This is a genomic window from Alistipes indistinctus YIT 12060 (genome assembly GCF_025144995.1).
Taxonomy (GTDB): domain Bacteria; phylum Bacteroidota; class Bacteroidia; order Bacteroidales; family Rikenellaceae; genus Alistipes_A; species Alistipes_A indistinctus.
This window is the reverse complement of sequence record NZ_CP102250.1, coordinates 2,075,593-2,094,012: the sequence shown is the minus strand read 5'-3', so window position 1 is coordinate 2,094,012 and position 18,420 is coordinate 2,075,593. Positions and strand designations below refer to the sequence as shown.

Below are 18,420 nucleotides of genomic sequence, written 5' to 3'. Positions count from 1 at the left end.
CGCCTCCCTAACGAATCTTACGCACCCCGGTATTCCAGAACAGGAACGAATAGGTGTCGGTCAGCTCGTCGATCTTCTTCGAGGTGGGCTTGCCCGCCCCATGGCCCGCATCGGTGTCGATGCGGATCAGCGCCGGGCGGTCGCACCCCTGTGCGGCCTGCAGCGTCGCCGCAAACTTGAACGAATGGGCCGGAACCACCCGGTCGTCGTGGTCGGCGGTGGTGATCAGCGTGGCCGGATAGCAGGTTCCCTTGCGGATGTTGTGCAACGGCGAATAGGCGTACAGGTAGGGGAACTGCTCCGCATTGTCGCTGCTGCCGTACTCGACGGCCCAGCCCCAGCCGCAGGTGAAATACTGGTAACGCAGCATATCCATCACCCCCACGGCAGGCAGTGCGACAGCGAACAGGTCGGGCCGCTGGGTCATGCAGGCGCCCACGAGCAGGCCGCCGTTCGACCCGCCGGCGATCGCCAGTTTTTCAGGCGACGTATAGCCCTCGCGGATCAGGTACTCCCCGGCGGCGATAAAGTCGTCGAACACGTTCTGCTTGTTGGCGAGCATGCCCGCCTTGTGCCACGCCTCGCCGTACTCGCCGCCGCCGCGCAGGTTCGCCAGCGCATAAATGCCGCCCTGCTCCATCAGCAGGATGTGCTGCGGCGCGAAACCGGGCGTGCGGTTGATGTTGAAACCGCCGTAACCGTACAGGTAGACCGGATTGGAGCCGTCGCGCCTGAGGTCTTTGCGGTGCACGAGGAACATCGACACCTGCGTGCCGTCCTTACTCGGATAGAAGACCTGCTCGGCGACGAACTCGCCGGGATCGAACGTCACGGACGGCGTTTTGAACGGTTCGGAAGCACCCGACGAAAGGTCGTAACGGTAGATTTCGGTGGGCATCGTAAAGCTCGAATAAGCATAAAAAGTCTCCCGGGCCGAAGAGTCGCCCTCCATGCCGGTGACGGTGCCGATACCCGGCAGCTCCACGTCGCGCACTTTCTCGCCCGAGAGCGTATACTGGCTCACGCGGCTCTGCGCCTTGTCGAGCCAGAAAACCATCAGATTGCCGCCCGCGGTGACAGCTCCCTCCATCAGGCAGTCTCCTTCGGGAACGAGCGTCGTAACGACGGGTGTCACACCGGAGAGGTCGGCCTGCAACAACCGCCCGTTCGATGCGCCGTCGTTCGTGTAGAACACCGCCTTGCCGTCACGGCCGTAGACGAGCGAATAGTCGTATGCGAAACCGGGGAAGAGCACTTTGAAGCCGTATCCGGGCGTGGTTACTTTGGAAACAGAGGCGCGGGCCGGGGCAGCGGAAGCCGGATCGAGCTTTTTATACAGGATTTCGGTACCGCTGGTACCTTCGGTAGCGGTAATGAAAAGCATCCGTCCGTCGCGGCTCACCGACGCGGAGAGATACCGCAGCGGATGCTGCGGATCGCTGTACACCAGTTCATCGGCATCCTGCGGCGTGCCGAGCCGGTGGTAATAGACCTTCTGGTCGCGGTTCTGGCCCGAGAGCAGCTGTGCCCGGTCGGGTTCGTCGTAGCCGCTGTAATAAAACCCCTCGCCGCTCCACACCGCACCGGAAAACTTGACCCAGCGGATCACGTCGGGCAGCGTGCGGCCCGTAGCGGTCTCCATCACGCGGATCTCGACCCAGTCGGAGCCGGCCGACGCGGCGGCATAGGCCAGGTAGCGGTCGTCCTTCGAAAAGGAGACGTCGATCAGCGCAACGGTACCCTGATCGCTGAGCGTATTGGGATCGAGGAAGGGTTCCGGTTTGCCGCTGAGGCCCTGCTGGCGGTAGAGCACGCTCTGGTTGCGCAGGCCGTCGTTCTCGAAAAAGAAGTAGTATCCGCCCACTTTGCGCGGAACGTCGTACTTGGGGTAGTTCCACAGCTCGGTGAGACGGCCCCGGATTTTGTCCCGGTAAGGAATCTGTGCGAGGTAGTGCTGCGTCACCTCGTTCTCGGCACGCACCCACGCCGCGGTTTCGGAAGCGTTGTCATCCTCCATCCAGCGGTAGGGATCCTCCACCCGGGTGCCGAAATAGTCGTCTACGGTGGAATCCATCCGTGCGACGGGATAATCTTTCACGGTAATCTTTTTCATTTCGCTGCGGCATGCCGCCAGGGCCAGCATCAAAACCGGCAACGCTGCGGCGTAAAATATTTTTTTCATCCTTCTGGCATATTTGTGCGCGGTTCGGAACAACCGGCCGGAAACAAAGGTAGCGATATTCATAGAAAATTCATATATTTGTTGTACGGACAGCAATCAAAAACACAAAGAGATATGTACGAAAATCTGAAAAAAGAGGTAGAGCTGGTGTGGGAGGACCACGACCACATCCGTGACGACCAGGCCAAAATCGCAATCCGCGAAACGGTGCGCCTGCTCGATGAAGGCCAGATACGCGTTGCGAATCCGAACGAGGATGGCTCATGGAGTGTCAACGAGTGGGTGAAAAAGGCTATTCTGCTCTATTTTCCGATCCAGCGGGTCGAGACCCAAACGGCCGGACCGATGGAGTACAACGATAAAATTCCGCTCAAAAACGGATTCGACCGCCTCGGCGTGCGCGTCGTTCCCCCCGCAGTGGCCCGTTACGGCGCATACCTGGCGCCGGGATCGATCCTGATGCCCTGTTACGTGAACATCGGCGCCTATGTCGACACCGGTTCGCTCGTGGACACATGGGCCACGGTCGGATCGTGCGCGCAGATCGGCAAAAACGTCCACCTGAGCGGCGGCGTGGGCATCGGCGGCGTACTGGAACCGATCCAGGGCTCGCCCGTAATCATCGAGGACGAATGCTTCATCGGCAGCCGCTGCATCGTGGTCGAAGGGGCTCACATCCGCAAAGGAGCCGTGCTGGGCGCTGGTGTGGTGATCACCGGATCGACCAAAATTATCGACGTATCGGGCCCGGAACCCGTCGAGTACCGCGGCGAAGTGCCCGAACGCTCGGTGGTGATTCCCGGCACGCTGCCCAAAAAATTCCCCGCCGGGCAGTACGACGTGCCGTGCGCGCTGATTATCGGCAAGCGCAAGGCCTCGACCGACGCGAAAACCACGCTCAACGACGCGCTGCGCACGTACGACGTGATGATTTAACCCTGAATATCCGGTACGGGAAGCGACTATCGCCCGGGGAACGGGTACCGTCCCGCGCCCCTGGACGGCCGGGAAACGGACAAGTAACCGAAACCCACCGGACGAACCGCCGGCGTTCCGCAGAGCGGACGGGCAGAAAACAGCGTAACGGACAGGAAGCGGCGTAACGGCAAAAAACGGCCGGGGCGCCAGCAAACAACGGAGCGCTGAGAGGCCGGACGCCTCCCATAAAAAAGTGTCAACGGCAAAACTCAACCGGAAAAGCACAACAGAAACAGCACAGCCGGAACCATAACCGGAAAAGCAAATAAGGAAACGAGTGCCGTACCCTACCGCAGAGGACAGGGGAGGTTCCCGTTTCCGGTAATTCTCGGCAAAACGCGCGCATCCGCCCTCTCCCCGGGCCCGGTACGGGCCACAACTGCGGAAAGGACAGGTATTGTGCCCGCCTGCCGGCAACTTTATAGGCGTGATCGTACAAATACTCATTCTGCTGGGCGCCGTCGGACTCTTCCTCTTCGGGATGAAGACGATGAGCGAGGCGTTGCAGAAGCTTTCGGGGCACCGACTCAGGAACATGCTCACAACCATGGCCGGGTCGCCGGTGCGCGGCATCGTGGCCTCGACGGCCATCACCGCGCTGGTGCAATCCTCCAGCGCCGTTACGGTGATGATCGTCAGTTTCGTCAATGCGGGCATGCTGCACCTGACCCAGGCGATCGCCATGGTGATGGGCGCGAACATCGGAACGACCGTCACGGCATGGCTCGTCGTGCTGTTCGGAATCAGTTTCGACATCGACTTGGCCGCCGTGCCGCTGATCGCATTCGCCGCACCGCTGTTGTTACTGCGTAGCGAACGGCTCCGCAACCTCGGCAACACGCTGATCGGACTGGCCCTGATGCTGCTGGCGATCCACATCCTACGCGATGCGGTCACGCATTTCTCTACCCTGTCCTCTTTCGAGAACTACATCACACTGCTCCGGGGGCACGGCCACTGGTCGCCGCTGCTGTTCGTGCTGGCGGGCGCCGCGATGACCGCAGTGCTGCAATCCTCGAGTGCTACCACGGCACTCGCCATCATCCTGTGCAGCACCGGAGTAATCCCGTTCAAATGCGCCATGGCGCTGATCCTCGGCGACAACGTCGGAACGACGCTGACAGCCAATATCGCCGCCACCATGACGAATACCGACGGCAAACGGGCAGCCCTTTCACACCTGCTCTTCAACCTGGTCGGCGTACTGTGGGCGCTCCCGCTGCTGGCAGTTCTCGCCCGGGGAATCGCCTCGCTGGTGGCCGCTTTCGGCGGTGTTTCGCCGTTGCTCAACGGCTCGCCTTCACAGGCGGTGGCCCTCGCGCTGTTCCACACCCTGTTCAATGTCGTCAACACATTGCTGCTGGCAGGCTTCATCCCGCAGGCGGCACACGCGCTCGACAGGCTGATTCCCGGCGACCGGCATGCGAAACGGACGAGCCCGCTGGAAGGTTCGGCACTCGTCTCGACCAGCGAAATGGGCCTTTACCAGGCACGGGAAAACCTGGCGCTCTGCATGAAACGCGGAGGCGAACTGACAGCGCGCGTGAAGACTTACTTCGGAGAAGTCAATGCGGACAACGCACAGGAACTGTTCCTGCTGGTCCGCCAACGCTCGGACGAGGAACAAACCGCATACAAGCAACTCGAACAACAGCTCGCACGGCTCACGCAGCAGGAGCTGAGCCAGGAGGGGCGCCTGCTCGTGCAGGCGATGAACCAGTTGCTCACGCAACTGCGGGCCGCCACATGGCTCAGCGTCACGGCAGCGCAGGTGATCCGGCGCAAAAAAGAGCGCAACATCTGGTTCACACAACCGATGCGGGAAGACCTGGGCGTCTACTTCTCGATCATCCAGGAAGCCTATTTCATCACGCACAACAACCTGACCAGCGACCGCGAAGGGCTGCCGCAGCGCGAAGATCGCCGCATCCGGATGCAGGCCTTCCTCGAGGAATTCTCCGTATCGCTCGAAGAGAAATACCTCAACCCGGACGACGAACAAGAGACCCACTACCAGGCGGCCGTGATCTTCGCCGAACTGACCTCGTGCATCGGACGGCTCGCCATGTGCGTGCTCAAGATCGCCGAAGGCACCGCCCAGCTCGAACAGGACCACCAGTAACCCGCAGGCGGATTTACCGCCCCTCCGGGAAACAGCCCAGCCCCCACCAGAAACGACGCCATCCCGCGACGAAAAAACGGCAGGGCAAAACCCAAGCCGAACAAAACCCGATTGATTTCCCATTTTACCCCGGACATGAAAGAAATCCTCGCACAATTCGCCCGACAGGCGGGCGTAACGATCGACATACTCGAACAGACCGACTCGACGAACAACCGTGCCGCAGAGAGCCGTTACGGCGCCGGGGACGTGGTGATCGCCGAAAGGCAGGAGGCCGGGCGCGGCCAGCGCGGCAACTCGTGGAGCAGCACGCCGGGTGAGAACCTCACGTTTTCGGTCGTACTCCGTCCCGACTTCCTGCCGGCCGAACGGCAATTCCGCATTTCGAAAGCCGTCGCGCTGGCAGTGGCCGACACGATCGCCGAAGCGGGACTCCGCCCCGCGATCAAATGGCCCAACGACATCTACATCGGCGACAGGAAAGTGACCGGGATCCTGATCGAAAACGACCTGATGGGCCCCTACCTTTCCCGGTCGGTAATCGGCATCGGCCTGAACGTAAACCAGACGCGCTTCGATCCCGCGCTGCCGAATCCAACTTCACTGGCGGCCGAAGCGGGACACCCGTTCGACCGGGCGGAGGTATTCATCAGTTTTTACCGCCACCTGGCCGAGCGCTACCGGACGCTGGCCGGGGAAGAAACGGGGGAAACGGGGAAGACTGGAAAAACCGGCCCGGTCCGGACACAGGCGGCCAACCAAACGGACAGGCCGGACGAAACAGGCGGCATGGCCGACGGCTACACGCAGCCCCCGACAGGATACGACTGCCCATCGACACTCGACTCGGACTACCTGCGGCTGCTCTACCGACTCGGACAGGAGCACCTGTACACCGACGGACGCACACGGCAGCAATTCCTCGGCACGATCACGGGCGTGCAGCCCGGAGGCGAACTGGAAGTGCGCCACAGCGCCGACGGCCAGCTAAGAAAGTACCTGTTCAAAGAGATCGAATACGTGATCGGCACCCCAGAACCGTGAAATTCCCAAAAGCGCCCGAAAGATTTATACAAATCGGCGGCGTCATCCGAAACTTTGTGATAGCTTTGCGGAAGTTCCGGAAGCGGAGGGAATAAAGCGTGCCAACGGTATCGGGCAAAAGCCCTGAAAACTTTTGCGGCCGGCCGGCAAAACGGCACAACTTGTGAAATCCCTATGCTGAAAGCGCAGACAGGGAAAGCCCGGATCGGGCATGCGGTCCGGGGCACGCAATTTATTCGCAACCCCAGCACGGGCGCGGGCTGAGCGAAAGAGAGCCCGGGAAAGTTTAAAAAAGGTGTAACTTTGTAGCAGTCTCACCGTTGTAATTTTAACCATGGGAGATCAATGACCGTTGCGGAGTACGAAAAGTGTGTGCAAACGCTCTCCGACAACCTCTACCGATTCGCCCTCAAGTCGCTGCGCGACGAAGACCAGGCGAAGGATATCGTGCAGGAGAGTTTCCTGAGACTTTGGGAGAACCGGGAGGCCGTACTCGACGGGAAGGAGAAGTCATACCTGTTCACGATCGCTTACCGGCTCATCATCGACCAGGTACGCCACATCCGGCGCTATACGACCGACGATACGCTGCAACACCGCCCCGACGAGGGAAACCGGGGTTACAGCGGAGCGGGCGAAGTGGTGCAACGCTACCTCGACCAACTGCCGGAGATACAGCGGACGCTGATCCTGCTGCGCGATTACGAAGGCTATTCGTACCAGGAGATGGCCGACATGACCTCGCTGAGCGTGGCGCAGGTGAAAGTCTACATCTTCCGGGCGCGTATGGCGCTCAAACAACAGATCGGAACGATCCGGAACTTACTATAACGATTACGACGATGATCGACGAACACAATTACGAACAGTGGGCGATGGACTACATCGAAGGGACGCTCGGAGCCGAACAGCGGCGGGCTTTCGACGCATTCCTCGCAGGCCATCCGGCTATCGCGGCGCAGATCGGCCCGCTGCAAAGCGACCTGCCGGTACTGCCGCCCGAGACGGTGGTTTACCCCGACAAAACGGGACTGCTGCGCGGACGGACGATTTCGCTGGCCCGCAGGCAGGATCGGCTGCAACGCTTCGGGGCGATGGCTTCGGGAGCCGCCGCCGCGGCCGTCCTTTTCGGCGGACTGCTCTTTTTCCACCCCGGCGAAGGCACCAAAGGGCCCGAGCGGATTGCGGCAGAAGCGGCAGAAGCTTACCCCGAAGGCGCCGAAGCGCTCGCCGCACGGTTCGACCGACAGGAGGCAACCGACACGGGGCATGACGCGACGACCGCCGGAACAGGAAACGCCGGCACCCGCAACAGCATCGCCGCCGCCGTTCCGGCAACGGACGCCACGCACGCTCCGGCAGCCCTCGCCGCACATTACGGAAACACCGGCGACCGCACAGCGGCCAACGGCCAGGGCACTGCGGCCGGACCCGCCCGGACGGGAAACAGCTCCTCTGCCCCTTCGTTTATCAAACGTACGGATGCGGCTCCGACCTCGGGAACGGCTGCCGAAACAGGTATTTTCGAAAATTCGCTGCCGACGGAAAGTGTGTTGGGTTCGCTGTCGCAGCCTGCCGAACTCTACCTGCCGGAACCTGCCCTGACCGCCGTACCGGTAGCCACCCTGCCGGTCCGCACCCCGGAGCCCCAGTCGCTGATTGCGCACCGTATCGAAACAACCCGGACGGCAACCGCCCGGAATGCCTCGCAGGACGACGGCAGCATCCGCTCGTCGCTGGGTTCGCTGCTCTCGACGCTGAACGACCTGAGCCCGGTATCGCGCTACAACACCACCGAGGAGAGCGGCGTGACCATCGCGTCGTTCATCCACATCAGCAAACGGAAAAGCAGTAATTAACCGGAAATATCCCTGTCCGGAGTCACCCCATACCCGGACAGGAGGGCACCTCGGAGCGGAACAGCCGAAAGCCCTGCACGCGGGGAAAACACGAGAAGCAGGAACTTCGTGGGAAAAGAACCGAAAAAACCGGGGCCATCGTGTAAAACAGAGAGAAAAAACGTATATTTCCTGAACAAGAACAAACCCGTACCGATATATCCGCTCGCAAGAGCCTAACGCAACCGACATGAGAAACCTCCTGATCTTGGCCGCCATACTGCTGATCGCTTCCGGAGCGACGGCGCAGGAAACGGCCCGGCTCTTCACTGCAACGACCTTCAGTGCAACGGATTCGCCTTCCGGCGAGCCGCGCAAACCCAAGGCGCAACCGCCGCAGAGCGCTCAGCAAAAGGCCCAGGCGGGAGAGGAGGCACTCCCCGCAACAGCCCCTGCCGCCGGCCAGACCGCCGGAACCGGGGGAACGGACAAACGAGGGGAAAGGAATAAACGGGACGGCCGTTTTATCCAAAGCTACAAGGTCATGCTGTTCAAAAAACCGGAAGGCAAGGAGCAGACGCGCCGCGTCCTGTGGCGCGACGGCCGCTGGGCCGGAGTCGGCATCCACTACAACGGGCTGGTCACGAACCTCGGCAACTTCTCGCTGCCGGACGATGCGAAATACCTCTCGCAAAGTTCCAAATCAATCGGCGTAACCATCAATCCCATCGACTTCATCCTGCTGGGCAACCGTAAAATCCACCTGATGACGGGCCTGGGCTTCGAACTGAACAACTTCCGCTTCGACCAGGACATCGCACTCAAGTACGAAAAGGGCGTAACCGTTCCCGACTACCAATACATCGAACAGGGGATCAAACTCTCCAAATCGAAACTTTTCACCGCCTATATGAACATTCCGCTGCTGGTCGAGTTCCAGACGGGCCGTAACCACAACTTTTTCATCAACGCGGGCCTCGTGGGCGGACTGCGTATCGGCGCGCATACGAAAATCAAGGGCGACGGCCCGCTGGTCGGAGGCACGGCGAAGGACCACAGCAGTTTCGGGCTGCGTAATTTCCACTACGGATACACCCTGAACTTCGGTTACTCGAACATCGGCTTCAACGTCACCTACTACCATTCGCCGCTGTGGCGCGAAGGCGCGGGCCCACAGGTGCGCCAGATCAACGTGGGCATCTCGCTGGTGCTCTGATCCGGAGACCGGGAACAAATTCCATCGGGAGTACGGGACGTCGCGATCCGGCGGGAGGTAGAGAGAAAGTAGAAAGAAAAGCAAAACGCACACACATTCCGGAAAGCTACAGGGGGCACCGTTTACAAGCAGGGCTGCAAAGGGTCCGCAGGCGATACAAAACCATTATTCCAAATAATTTCCCGGGCAGGGGCGCTCTTCGGAGCGTCCCTGCCATTTTATCGTGCAAAATCACTATCTTTGTAACAAGGATATTCGCTCCCTTCCGGCACCGGCCGCCGACACGCGACCGCACAGGCCCCGGAAAAGCAGGAATGCTCCCGACCCCACCCGCACAAATTCCGACTGCTATGGAATACACCCCTACCCTTCGCAATTTCGGTCCCGCCCCGACGGCGGACGAAGTGAGCGCGCTGCTCGAAAAGATCGGGCCGCAGGCCCGGCGTAACTGCCGGACAGAAGTGTACAAACGGTGCTTCGGCTGTATCGACCTCACCTCGTTGGGCGCTACGGATTCGCGACGCTCGATCGGTGAATTCACGCGCAAGGCGATCGAGCTGCCTCGGCATTTCCCGGAAGCAGGCAGCGTGGCGTCGATCTGCGTCTATCCGGTTTTCGTCGAGACCGTCGGACTGGCCGCCGGCGATTCCAAAATGGCGATCACCAGCGTGTCGGGCGGATTTCCTTCCTCGCAGACCTACCTGGAGGTGAAAATGCTCGAAACGGCGATGGCCATCGAAAACGGCGCCGACGAGATCGACATCGTCATCAGCATCGGCGAGATGCTCGACGGCGAATACGACCTGGCGGGCAACGAAATCGAAACGCTGCGCGCAGAAATCGGCGACGATGCGATCCTCAAAGTGATCCTCGAATCGGGTACGCTCTCCGATCCGGAACTGATCCACAAGGCGGCGACGATTGCCATGGAGGCGGGCGCGGACTTCATCAAGACCTCGACCGGCAAAAACGGCATCGCCGCGACGCCCGAGGCTGCCGTGGCCATGTGCCTCGCGATCCGCCAGTTCGCCGAAAAAACAGGCCGTAAAGTGGGTTTCAAAGCGGCCGGAGGTATCTCTACGGCCGAAAGCGCGGCACTCTATTACAGCATCGTCGAAGAGATCCTCGGCGAAGAGTGGCTCACGCCCGAGCGCTTCCGCATCGGCGCCAGTTCGCTGGCCAACAACCTCCTCAGCGAGATCGAAGGACGCGAGATCAAATACTTCTAAGGGGAAAGATTCCCGCAACGCTACGGTAACGAACCCTAAAATCCATAGCCTATGAAACGCATCGCTTTTCTGCTGTTGGCGATACATGTTACCATGCTATCGGGTTGTAAAAAAGATGGCGGAACAAATGGCGGAACGACGAAGATTTGGGACATCAACCCTGTTACAGTATCTGTTACGGCAACCGATGCCCAAGGAAACGACTTGCTGAATCCGCAGACCCCCGGCGCCCTGGAAGTAGGCAAAATAAAAGCCCTCTACAAAGGAGAGGAATATGCGTGCGACGAAAAGCTGGCGGCAAGCAAGGCGGTCCTGCCCCGCTTTTACGGCCTGAAGACGGAAAAAAGCGCCCTCGGGATTTGTCTGCTTCGCTTCGGGGAACTCGAAGGAGCACAAAGCTACACGAACGAATCGGTAACAATCATCTGGCCCGACGGCTCCTCCGACCAGATAAGCTTCAACAGGGACTTCAGGTGGAAAGCCAACGGAGACCCTGAGATCAAAGAAAAGTGGTTTCTAAACGGCTCCGAAGTATCCGGAAAACTCGTCAAAATCATAAAATAGACATCAAACAGAATGGTAGTCGGATACGACGGAAGCGCCTTTTCCTGTCGCATCCAACGACTGCAAATACAGCAAACACATGAGCAAGATTACGATCAGCGCCGCGGGAAAACTGCAGGTCCCGCAACAAGTGGAGATACCTTTCATCGAGGGGGACGGCGTCGGCCCCGAAATCACGGCCGTAACGCAAAAGGTCGTGGATGCGGCCGTGACGAAAGCCTATGGCGGGGAGCGCCGCATCCTGTGGAAAGAGGTGCTCGCGGGCGGCAAATCGTTCGAACAGACGGGCAGCTGGCTGCCCGACGAGACGATGCAGGCCTTCCGCGATTATAAGGTGGGCATCAAGGGTCCGCTGACGACCCCCGTGGGCGGCGGTATCCGTTCGCTGAACGTGGCGCTGCGCCAGGAACTGGACCTGTACGTCTGCCTGAGGCCGGTACGGTGGTTCCGCGGCGTGGTGTCGCCCGTGAAAGAACCGCAGAAGGTCGATATGCACATTTTCCGCGAGAACACCGAAGACATCTACGCCGGGATCGAATGGCAGGCCGGAACGCCCGAAGCGGAGAAATTCCTGAAATTCCTCACCGACGAAATGGGCGTGAAGAAGGTGCGTTTCCCGCAAAGTTCATCGTTCGGCGTGAAGCCCGTCTCGCGCGAGGGTTCGCAGCGACTCGTGCGCTCGGCGCTCGAATACGCGGCAACCCGCAAATTACCGTCTGTCACGCTCGTCCACAAAGGCAACATCATGAAATTCACCGAAGGCGGCTTCAAAAACTGGGGTTACGACGTAGCCGAGGCGGAGTTCGCGGAACAGACCTTTACCACGCGTCAGTATGATGCGATCAAAAAGGAACAGGGCGCCGAAGCGGCCGACCGCGCGATGGAAGCGGCCAAAACGGCGGGAAAAGTGATCGTCAAGGACGTGATCGCCGACGCGTTCCTGCAAAACACGCTGCTGATTCCCGAAGAGTATTCGGTGATCGCGACGCTGAACCTCAACGGCGACTACATTTCGGACCAGCTCGCGGCAATGGTGGGCGGCATCGGCATCGCCCCCGGCGCAAATATCAACTACCTCACGGGCCACGCGATCTTCGAAGCGACGCACGGCACCGCACCGAACATTGCGGGCAAGGATACGGTCAATCCCTCTTCGCTGTTGCTTTCGGCGGTGATGATGCTCGAATACCTCGGCTGGAAGGAAGCGGCACTGCTCATCACCGGCGCAATGGAAAGTTCGTTCGAAGCGGGACGCGCCACCGGAGACCTCGCGCGCTTCATGCCCGGCGGTACGGCGCTCTCCACGTCGGCATTCGGCGAAGAGTTGCTCGGCAGGCTGTAACCGCAAAACATCCGAGTTCCCGCAGATGCACGACTGCCCGGCAAAAAAGCGATGGGCAGGAGAGCAACATAAAAGCGGTACACGGGGGAACAAAAAACCTGTTACGAGATAAAATTATCGGAAATTCCAGGCTACACCCCCTAAAATAAACACGGTTGACGGAAAATTTGTAAAATTTTGCCGAAAATCGGATAAATTCGGATACACCTATTCCTTTTTTCCGTGTTTTTCGTACCTTGCCCCTGAAACGACGGCAAATATGCCGGGGAGTCGCTTCTGTCGCCAGAAAAGGAACCTGCCCGGGAATAATCCATCCGAAGGCGGAACGACCCGAAAACAGGACTCTCCGGGAACAGGCGTGCCCGAAAACAGGATTGCCGCTCCCGGATGGGCGGACCGTACGAATAAAGGGGGCTACCCTAAAAGACGAGGCGAAGGCAGAGGTAAAAAGAAATATCACAGAGAACAAACGCAAATCAACTGAGGCTTATGAAAAAGGAGTACATCATCTACAAGCTTTCGGAGTCGATCAAAAGCACGAGCCGCATCGACAACGAACTCTTCACGAAATACAACGTCAAGCGGGGGCTGCGCAACGAAGACCATTCGGGCGTGCTGGTGGGACTGACGCAGATCGGCGACGTGGTCGGCTATGAACGCCTGCCCGAAGGCCTCAAGGCGATCCCCGGCCGGCTGCTTTACCGCGGCATCGACGTGAACGACCTGGTGAAAGGCATCCACGGGGAGAATCGCTTCGGGTTCGAAGAAGCGGCCTTCCTGCTGCTGTCGGGCTACCTGCCCAACCGCGAAGAGCTCGAATCGTTCCAGAGCCTGATTCACGCCTTCATGCCGCTGGGCCAGAAGACCAAGATGAACATCCTCGACCTGGAAGGATCGAACGTGATGAACATCCTCGCGCGCTGCGTACTGGAGATGTACACCTTCGACGAAAACCCCGACGACACCTCGCGCGACAACCTGATGCGCCAGTCGATCGACCTGATCTCGAAGTTCCCGACGATCATCGCCTACGCCTACAACATCATGCGCCACAGCCACGGCAAGACGCTGCACATCCGTCACCCGAAGGAAGAGTACTCAATTGCCGAAAATTTCCTTTACATGCTCAAAGGCGAGTTCTCCGAACTGGAAGCGAAAACCCTCGACCGCGCACTGGTGCTGCATGCCGAACACGGCGGCGGTAACAACTCGACCTTCACGGTACGCGTGACCAGTTCGTCGGGCACCGACACCTACTCGTCGATCGCCGCAGCGATCGGTTCGCTCAAAGGCCCGCTGCACGGCGGCGCGAACCTCGCGGTAATGAAGATGTTCGACCACCTCAAGGAGAACATCCGGCACTGGGACAAGGTAACCGAAATCGACCAGTACCTGAACAAGATGCTGCGCAAAGAGGCCTACGACCACACCGGGCTGATCTACGGCATCGGCCATGCGGTCTATACGATTTCCGACCCGCGCGCACTGCTGCTCAAGGAGATGGCCCGGGACCTGGCCAAAGAGAAGGAGCGTGAAGAGGAGTACGCATTCCTCGAACTGCTCGAGGAGCGCGCGATCGAAAACTTCATGAATTTCAAGGGAACGAAGGTCAACAAGCGCGTCTGCGCGAACGTCGACTTCTACTCGGGCTTCGTCTACGACATGATCGGCCTGCCGCAGGAGGTCTTCACGCCGCTCTTCGCGATGAGCCGCATCACGGGCTGGACCGCGCACCGCATCGAAGAGCTGAACTTCGACAGCAAGCGAATCATCCGTCCGGCCTACAAGAACGTCGCCGCCGAACGCAAGTTCGTACCTTTGAAACAGCGGTAGGCGATCGCCGCCGAACGGGCGGAACCATGCCACATAAAACCACGGTAAACGACGGCATCCGGAATACCGCATACAACCCGGAACCGCATGCAGGCATACTGAAACGGACACGACAGAACGGTTCCCGACAGGGGGCTGTTCTGTCGTATTCCCGTTTGCCGCCGCAACCGTATTCCGGGCAGAACGCACACAACCCCAAACGCCGGTGCCGCTTTGCGTCGCCGTCTTCCGCGACCCGCCTGCACAAAAACACCCGGATAAAAAATCCCGGTGCATTTTTTTCAACCGAAACAGTCCGCAATGTCAGTGCGAATGACTAACTTCGCACCGGTTTATCCGTTCGATCCGGCAAACGGAACAGCCGCCCGGGAACGGGCTGCAGCGAGCTCCGGGACATCCCGGCAGTCGAAACGCAACCAGTCCTGGCAGGATTTACCGGCCGCGAGCCCCGCTGCGACGACAACCCGGAACGCGGCGACAGCTGACCCCGGCGACAGCCCCGGATACACCAGGGACCGAAACACGACGGCAACCGGGACACCGCACGGTACGGCATTTTCCGAAACGGCACAGCTCGACAAGGGAGCACATCCCGGACAAGCGGCCTGCAAACCCTTAACAAATGTCCTCACAGCGGGATTACACATCATATTCGTTTCTCACCACCATCCTCGTGATCGCGGCGATGGCCGGGCTGTCGCAGCTGCCCAGATTCAAGCTGGGATCGCTGACCTTCAAGCGTACGAATATCCTCGCGGACATCATCAAGCAGGAAGAGTCGCCCGAACTGCTCGAAGCGGACCAATATTTCGACACGACCTTCCTCAACGAAGCCGCCGCGATGAAAGTGATCGACTCGGCGACCCGCAGCGCGGAGCGCGACACCCTCTCGCTGCCCGAAGCGAAGCTCGAAGAGTGGAACATCGCGACCGATACGCCCGCCGCCGCACCGATCCTGCTCACCAAGCCCGCCGGAGCGGACCAGAACGTCGTGCCGATCGAACTGTTCAGCCCCGATGCGATGATGCGTTTCAACCGGGCGCTGACCCGCGGCGCAGCAGGACGGCCCGTGCGTATCGCCGTACTCGGCGACTCGTTTATCGAGGGAGACATCATCACCGCCGACCTGCGCGAACAGCTGCAAAACCTCTGCGGGGGCCGGGGCGTGGGCTTCGTGCCGTTCGCTTCGCCGCTGGCCAAGTTCCGCGGCACGGTACTGCACTCGTTCTCGAACTGGGACATCTACAACATTCGCGACCGCGCGCAAATTCCCGCCGCAATCAAAGACCGCTTTTTCGTCTCGGGCTTCGTCTGCATTCCGCAGGAAGGCGCCACTACCCGGCTGCAGGGCGTCACTTTCCGCAAGCACATCAACCAGGCGGGTACCGCGCGACTCGTCTTTACCAACCGCAACAATACGCGGCTCAACGTCGTGATCAACGATTCGGTAAGCCGCCTCTTCGCACCCGAACCGAGCGAACACGTACAACAGATCGTCATCAACGCACCGGTACACAGCATCAGCGTGACGCTGAACCGGACCGACGGATTCACCGGCTACGGGATCGTGCTCGAGGACGCGGGCGGCGTTAGCGTGGACAACTACTCGATCCGCGGCAACAGCGGCATGGCGCTGTTCGAAACCAACAGCTTCGTGAACCAGCAGATCGGACAGATGCTCGGCTACGACCTGATCGTGCTGCAGTACGGCCTGAACGTCATGTCGCCCGACGTGCTCAAATACGACTCCTATTCGAAGACCTTCACGCGGATCATCCGCTATGTACAGCAGTGCTTCCCCGGTGCGAGCATCCTCGTGATGGGCGTCGGCGACCGCAGCACGCTGCGCGACGGACAGTTCGTGACGATGCCCGCCGTGAAGGGCATGATCGACGCGCAGCGCAAGGCGGCAGAGGCGGCGGGAGTCGCTTTCTGGAATACGTTCGACGCGATGGGCGGCGAGAACAGCATGGTGAACTTCGTACAAAAGAAGTGGGCCGCGCAAGACCATACGCATATCCGTTATCCGGGCGGCAAATATATCGCGCAGCGTTTTGCTACCGCGCTCGTATACGACGCGCAGCAACACCCCGGCGACGGCGACGAGCCGATGCCGCTCTACCACAGCCCCGCGGCAGATACGGGCAAAAACGCCTTCCCGGCCGGATGGGAACACGAAGGGACGGAACAGAATCCGGCCGAAAGCGGCACAGAAACGGAGGCAGGAACCGCAGCAACGGACCGGGAACGCGGCCAAACGGATCAAAACACGGCAAGGAACGGTAACGGGCAACGGACCGGAACCGGAACTGAAGCCGGGGCAGAAACGGGTACAGGTACCGGAACGATAACCGGAACAGGTGTAACTGCGGGTACAAATGCCGGGGCGGGAGTCACCCCGGCCAGCCCGGCTGCCTCCGGCATGCGCGATACGACAAGGATCCAAGCTGACAGCGTACGGAACGGCAAAAGGGAGCATGACACCCGACCAAATGGGACACGGCCGAGTGAAATCCAGCCCGGCAAACAGCCCGGAAGCAACAGCGGCAATGGCAGCAACGGCAACAATAACGACGACTCCGGCAACAATCGTCATAACCGCAACGACGGTAACGACAATTTCAGCGAAACGCGATGAGGTATATCCCGGTCATAATCCTACTGCTGATCACCGTGCTGGCGCGCGGTTTCGTCCGGGGAACGGACGAGGCTCCCGCCGTGCCGGCGCTGACGCCGTTCGAGATCGAGCAGATGCCGGCGCCGGGTATCGCCGATACGTCGTGCAACCGGATCACGGGTAACGTGCAGGCACTCGAAGGCCTGTTCGGCGAGTTCGCCCGGCTTGAGCGCGGCGAGAAGCAACTGCCCGTAGCGATCCTGCAGCTGGGCGATTCGCACGTGCAAGCCGGATTCTTCCCGAACCGCGTACGGAGCCGCCTGCAAATGCTTTTCGGCGATGCGGGACGCGGGCTGATCGCACCGTTGAGGCTCTCGGGCACCAACGAACCGCCCGACTACGCAATCGCCTCGTCCGGGAAATGGACCACCTCGCGCTGCACACAAGTCAGCCCGGACGAAATGCCCGGCGTAACGGGGATGGCGCTCTCCGGCAACGGGCGTACGGCCGAATTCACGATCACGGCGAAGGATTCTCCGTTCGACCGCCTCCGCGCATTCCACCACCGCGAAGCGCCGCTGCTGAAAGCCCCAGACTCGCTCACCGACGACATCCTGTGCCCGCTGGGCGATACCGAAGAGAGCACGATGATTCCGCTGCGGGAGACCGTCACCTCGGTCACGCTCCGTTCTGCGACGACCGATACCGCCTATGCCCGGCAGGTTTACTACGGCTTCTCGCTCGAAAACGGCAACCGGGGCATCCTCTTCCACAGCATGGGGATCAACGGCAACACCTTCACGGCGATGAACCGCAACCCGCAGATCGTCCGGCAGGCCGTTCCGTTGCAACCGGAACTGATCATCCTCTCGCTGGGGACGAACGATTCGTACGGACGTAACTTCGACGAAGCGGCCGTAGGCGCACAGGTCGAAAAACTGATCGGCCTGCTGAAAGAATATTTCCCGCTTTGCCCGCTGTTGCTCACCACGCCGATGGAGTGCTGGAGCCGCGTGCGGGTGAAAGGACGCTACGTGCGCAAGCCGAACCCGAATGCGGAGCGGGTGCGCGACCAAATCGTACAGGCCGCCGGGCGGCACGGACTGCCCGTGTGGGATTTCTATGCGGTGGCCGGGGGCGACGGAGCGATGGAGCGGTGGTACCGGGCCGGACTGGCCGGGGCCGACCGGATACACCTTTCGCACGACGGTTACCGCCTGCAGGGCGACCTGCTCTGCGACGCGCTGGTGAAAGCCTACAACGGCTACAAGGAACTGCACGGAACGACCGGTACTGTCGCGGGCGACCTTCAACTGAAAAAGATCGGAACGCGTACGGCGGCAACGGATGCCGCAGAAAAGAAATAGGGGAAACGACATATCCGGCCTCCGGGACAGAAAATCCTGCAAGCCGGACGGGCAGCAGGAAGCTCCCCCAAAGATGAACGGCAAGAGA

Annotated in this window: 13 protein-coding genes; 12 read left to right on the top strand and 1 reads right to left on the bottom strand. The window is 60.2% G+C overall.

Features of this window, described 5'->3' with window-relative positions:
* Window positions 1-7: 7 nt before the first annotated feature.
* Window positions 8-2,182 carry a prolyl oligopeptidase family serine peptidase gene (locus NQ495_RS08710; protein WP_040294087.1) on the bottom strand — a complete coding sequence of 725 codons (2,175 nt, stop codon included), beginning with the start codon at window positions 2,180-2,182 and terminating at the stop codon, window positions 8-10.
* Window positions 2,183-2,296: 114 nt separating this feature from the next.
* Here NQ495_RS08710 and NQ495_RS08705 point away from each other — a divergent pair, with 114 nt between their 5' ends.
* The 12 genes from NQ495_RS08705 (at window position 2,297) to NQ495_RS08650 (ending at window position 18,332) form a co-directional block, all read left to right on the top strand.
* The gene (locus tag NQ495_RS08705; protein WP_009132850.1) at window positions 2,297-3,118 is read left to right on the top strand and encodes a 2,3,4,5-tetrahydropyridine-2,6-dicarboxylate N-succinyltransferase; all 822 of its coding nucleotides are present in this window, start codon (window positions 2,297-2,299) and stop codon (window positions 3,116-3,118) included.
* Between the two features lie 469 nt (window positions 3,119-3,587).
* Window positions 3,588-5,282 (top strand): Na/Pi cotransporter family protein, encoded by a 1,695-nt coding sequence (locus NQ495_RS08700; protein WP_147513000.1) that lies wholly within the window; start codon window positions 3,588-3,590, stop codon window positions 5,280-5,282.
* A gap of 135 nt (window positions 5,283-5,417) precedes the next feature.
* Window positions 5,418-6,326 carry a biotin--[acetyl-CoA-carboxylase] ligase gene (locus tag NQ495_RS08695; RefSeq protein WP_009132848.1) on the top strand — a complete coding sequence of 303 codons (909 nt, stop codon included), beginning with the start codon at window positions 5,418-5,420 and terminating at the stop codon, window positions 6,324-6,326.
* Between the two features lie 345 nt (window positions 6,327-6,671).
* The gene (locus NQ495_RS08690) at window positions 6,672-7,157 is read left to right on the top strand and encodes an RNA polymerase sigma factor (RefSeq protein ID WP_009132846.1); all 486 of its coding nucleotides are present in this window, start codon (window positions 6,672-6,674) and stop codon (window positions 7,155-7,157) included.
* A gap of 11 nt (window positions 7,158-7,168) precedes the next feature.
* A complete protein-coding gene (locus tag NQ495_RS08685) occupies window positions 7,169-8,185 on the top strand; it encodes a hypothetical protein (RefSeq protein ID WP_009132845.1) in 1,017 nt (338 codons plus the stop codon).
* 229 nt (window positions 8,186-8,414) lie between these two features.
* Window positions 8,415-9,380, top strand: a complete 966-nt coding sequence (locus NQ495_RS08680; RefSeq protein WP_009132844.1) for a porin family protein — start codon at window positions 8,415-8,417, stop codon at window positions 9,378-9,380.
* Window positions 9,381-9,730: 350 nt separating this feature from the next.
* Complete coding sequence (deoC, locus tag NQ495_RS08675) at window positions 9,731-10,609, top strand: deoxyribose-phosphate aldolase (RefSeq protein WP_009132843.1); 879 nt, start codon at window positions 9,731-9,733, stop codon at window positions 10,607-10,609.
* Between the two features lie 51 nt (window positions 10,610-10,660).
* A complete protein-coding gene (locus NQ495_RS08670; RefSeq protein WP_009132842.1) occupies window positions 10,661-11,173 on the top strand; it encodes a hypothetical protein in 513 nt (170 codons plus the stop codon).
* A gap of 79 nt (window positions 11,174-11,252) precedes the next feature.
* On the top strand, window positions 11,253-12,515 hold the full coding sequence (gene icd, locus NQ495_RS08665; RefSeq protein WP_009132841.1) for an NADP-dependent isocitrate dehydrogenase: 1,263 nt from the start codon (window positions 11,253-11,255) through the stop codon (window positions 12,513-12,515).
* Window positions 12,516-13,004: 489 nt separating this feature from the next.
* Window positions 13,005-14,348 (top strand): citrate/2-methylcitrate synthase, encoded by a 1,344-nt coding sequence (locus tag NQ495_RS08660; protein WP_009132840.1) that lies wholly within the window; start codon window positions 13,005-13,007, stop codon window positions 14,346-14,348.
* A gap of 622 nt (window positions 14,349-14,970) precedes the next feature.
* Window positions 14,971-16,986, top strand: coding sequence for an SGNH/GDSL hydrolase family protein (locus NQ495_RS08655; RefSeq protein ID WP_009132839.1), 2,016 nt, complete (start codon window positions 14,971-14,973; stop codon window positions 16,984-16,986).
* A complete protein-coding gene (locus NQ495_RS08650) occupies window positions 16,983-18,332 on the top strand; it encodes a GDSL-type esterase/lipase family protein (RefSeq protein WP_009132838.1) in 1,350 nt (449 codons plus the stop codon). Before NQ495_RS08655 ends, NQ495_RS08650 begins: the two co-directional genes overlap by 4 nt.
* Window positions 18,333-18,420 lie beyond the last annotated feature (88 nt).

Bases quoted from the DNA above. Each gene is read 5' to 3' on its own strand.
- NQ495_RS08710 (WP_040294087.1), bottom strand. From the start codon at position 2,182: ATGAAAAAAATATTTTACGCCGCAGCGTTGCCGGTTTTGATGCTGGCC.
- NQ495_RS08705 (WP_009132850.1), top strand. From the start codon at position 2,297: ATGTACGAAAATCTGAAAAAAGAGGTAGAGCTGGTGTGGGAGGACCAC.
- NQ495_RS08695 (WP_009132848.1), top strand. From the start codon at position 5,418: ATGAAAGAAATCCTCGCACAATTCGCCCGACAGGCGGGCGTAACGATC.
- NQ495_RS08690 (WP_009132846.1), top strand. From the start codon at position 6,672: ATGACCGTTGCGGAGTACGAAAAGTGTGTGCAAACGCTCTCCGACAAC.
- NQ495_RS08685 (WP_009132845.1), top strand. From the start codon at position 7,169: ATGATCGACGAACACAATTACGAACAGTGGGCGATGGACTACATCGAA.
- NQ495_RS08680 (WP_009132844.1), top strand. From the start codon at position 8,415: ATGAGAAACCTCCTGATCTTGGCCGCCATACTGCTGATCGCTTCCGGA.
- deoC (WP_009132843.1), top strand. From the start codon at position 9,731: ATGGAATACACCCCTACCCTTCGCAATTTCGGTCCCGCCCCGACGGCG.
- NQ495_RS08670 (WP_009132842.1), top strand. From the start codon at position 10,661: ATGAAACGCATCGCTTTTCTGCTGTTGGCGATACATGTTACCATGCTA.
- icd (WP_009132841.1), top strand. From the start codon at position 11,253: ATGAGCAAGATTACGATCAGCGCCGCGGGAAAACTGCAGGTCCCGCAA.
- NQ495_RS08660 (WP_009132840.1), top strand. From the start codon at position 13,005: ATGAAAAAGGAGTACATCATCTACAAGCTTTCGGAGTCGATCAAAAGC.
- NQ495_RS08655 (WP_009132839.1), top strand. From the start codon at position 14,971: ATGTCCTCACAGCGGGATTACACATCATATTCGTTTCTCACCACCATC.
- NQ495_RS08650 (WP_009132838.1), top strand. From the start codon at position 16,983: ATGAGGTATATCCCGGTCATAATCCTACTGCTGATCACCGTGCTGGCG.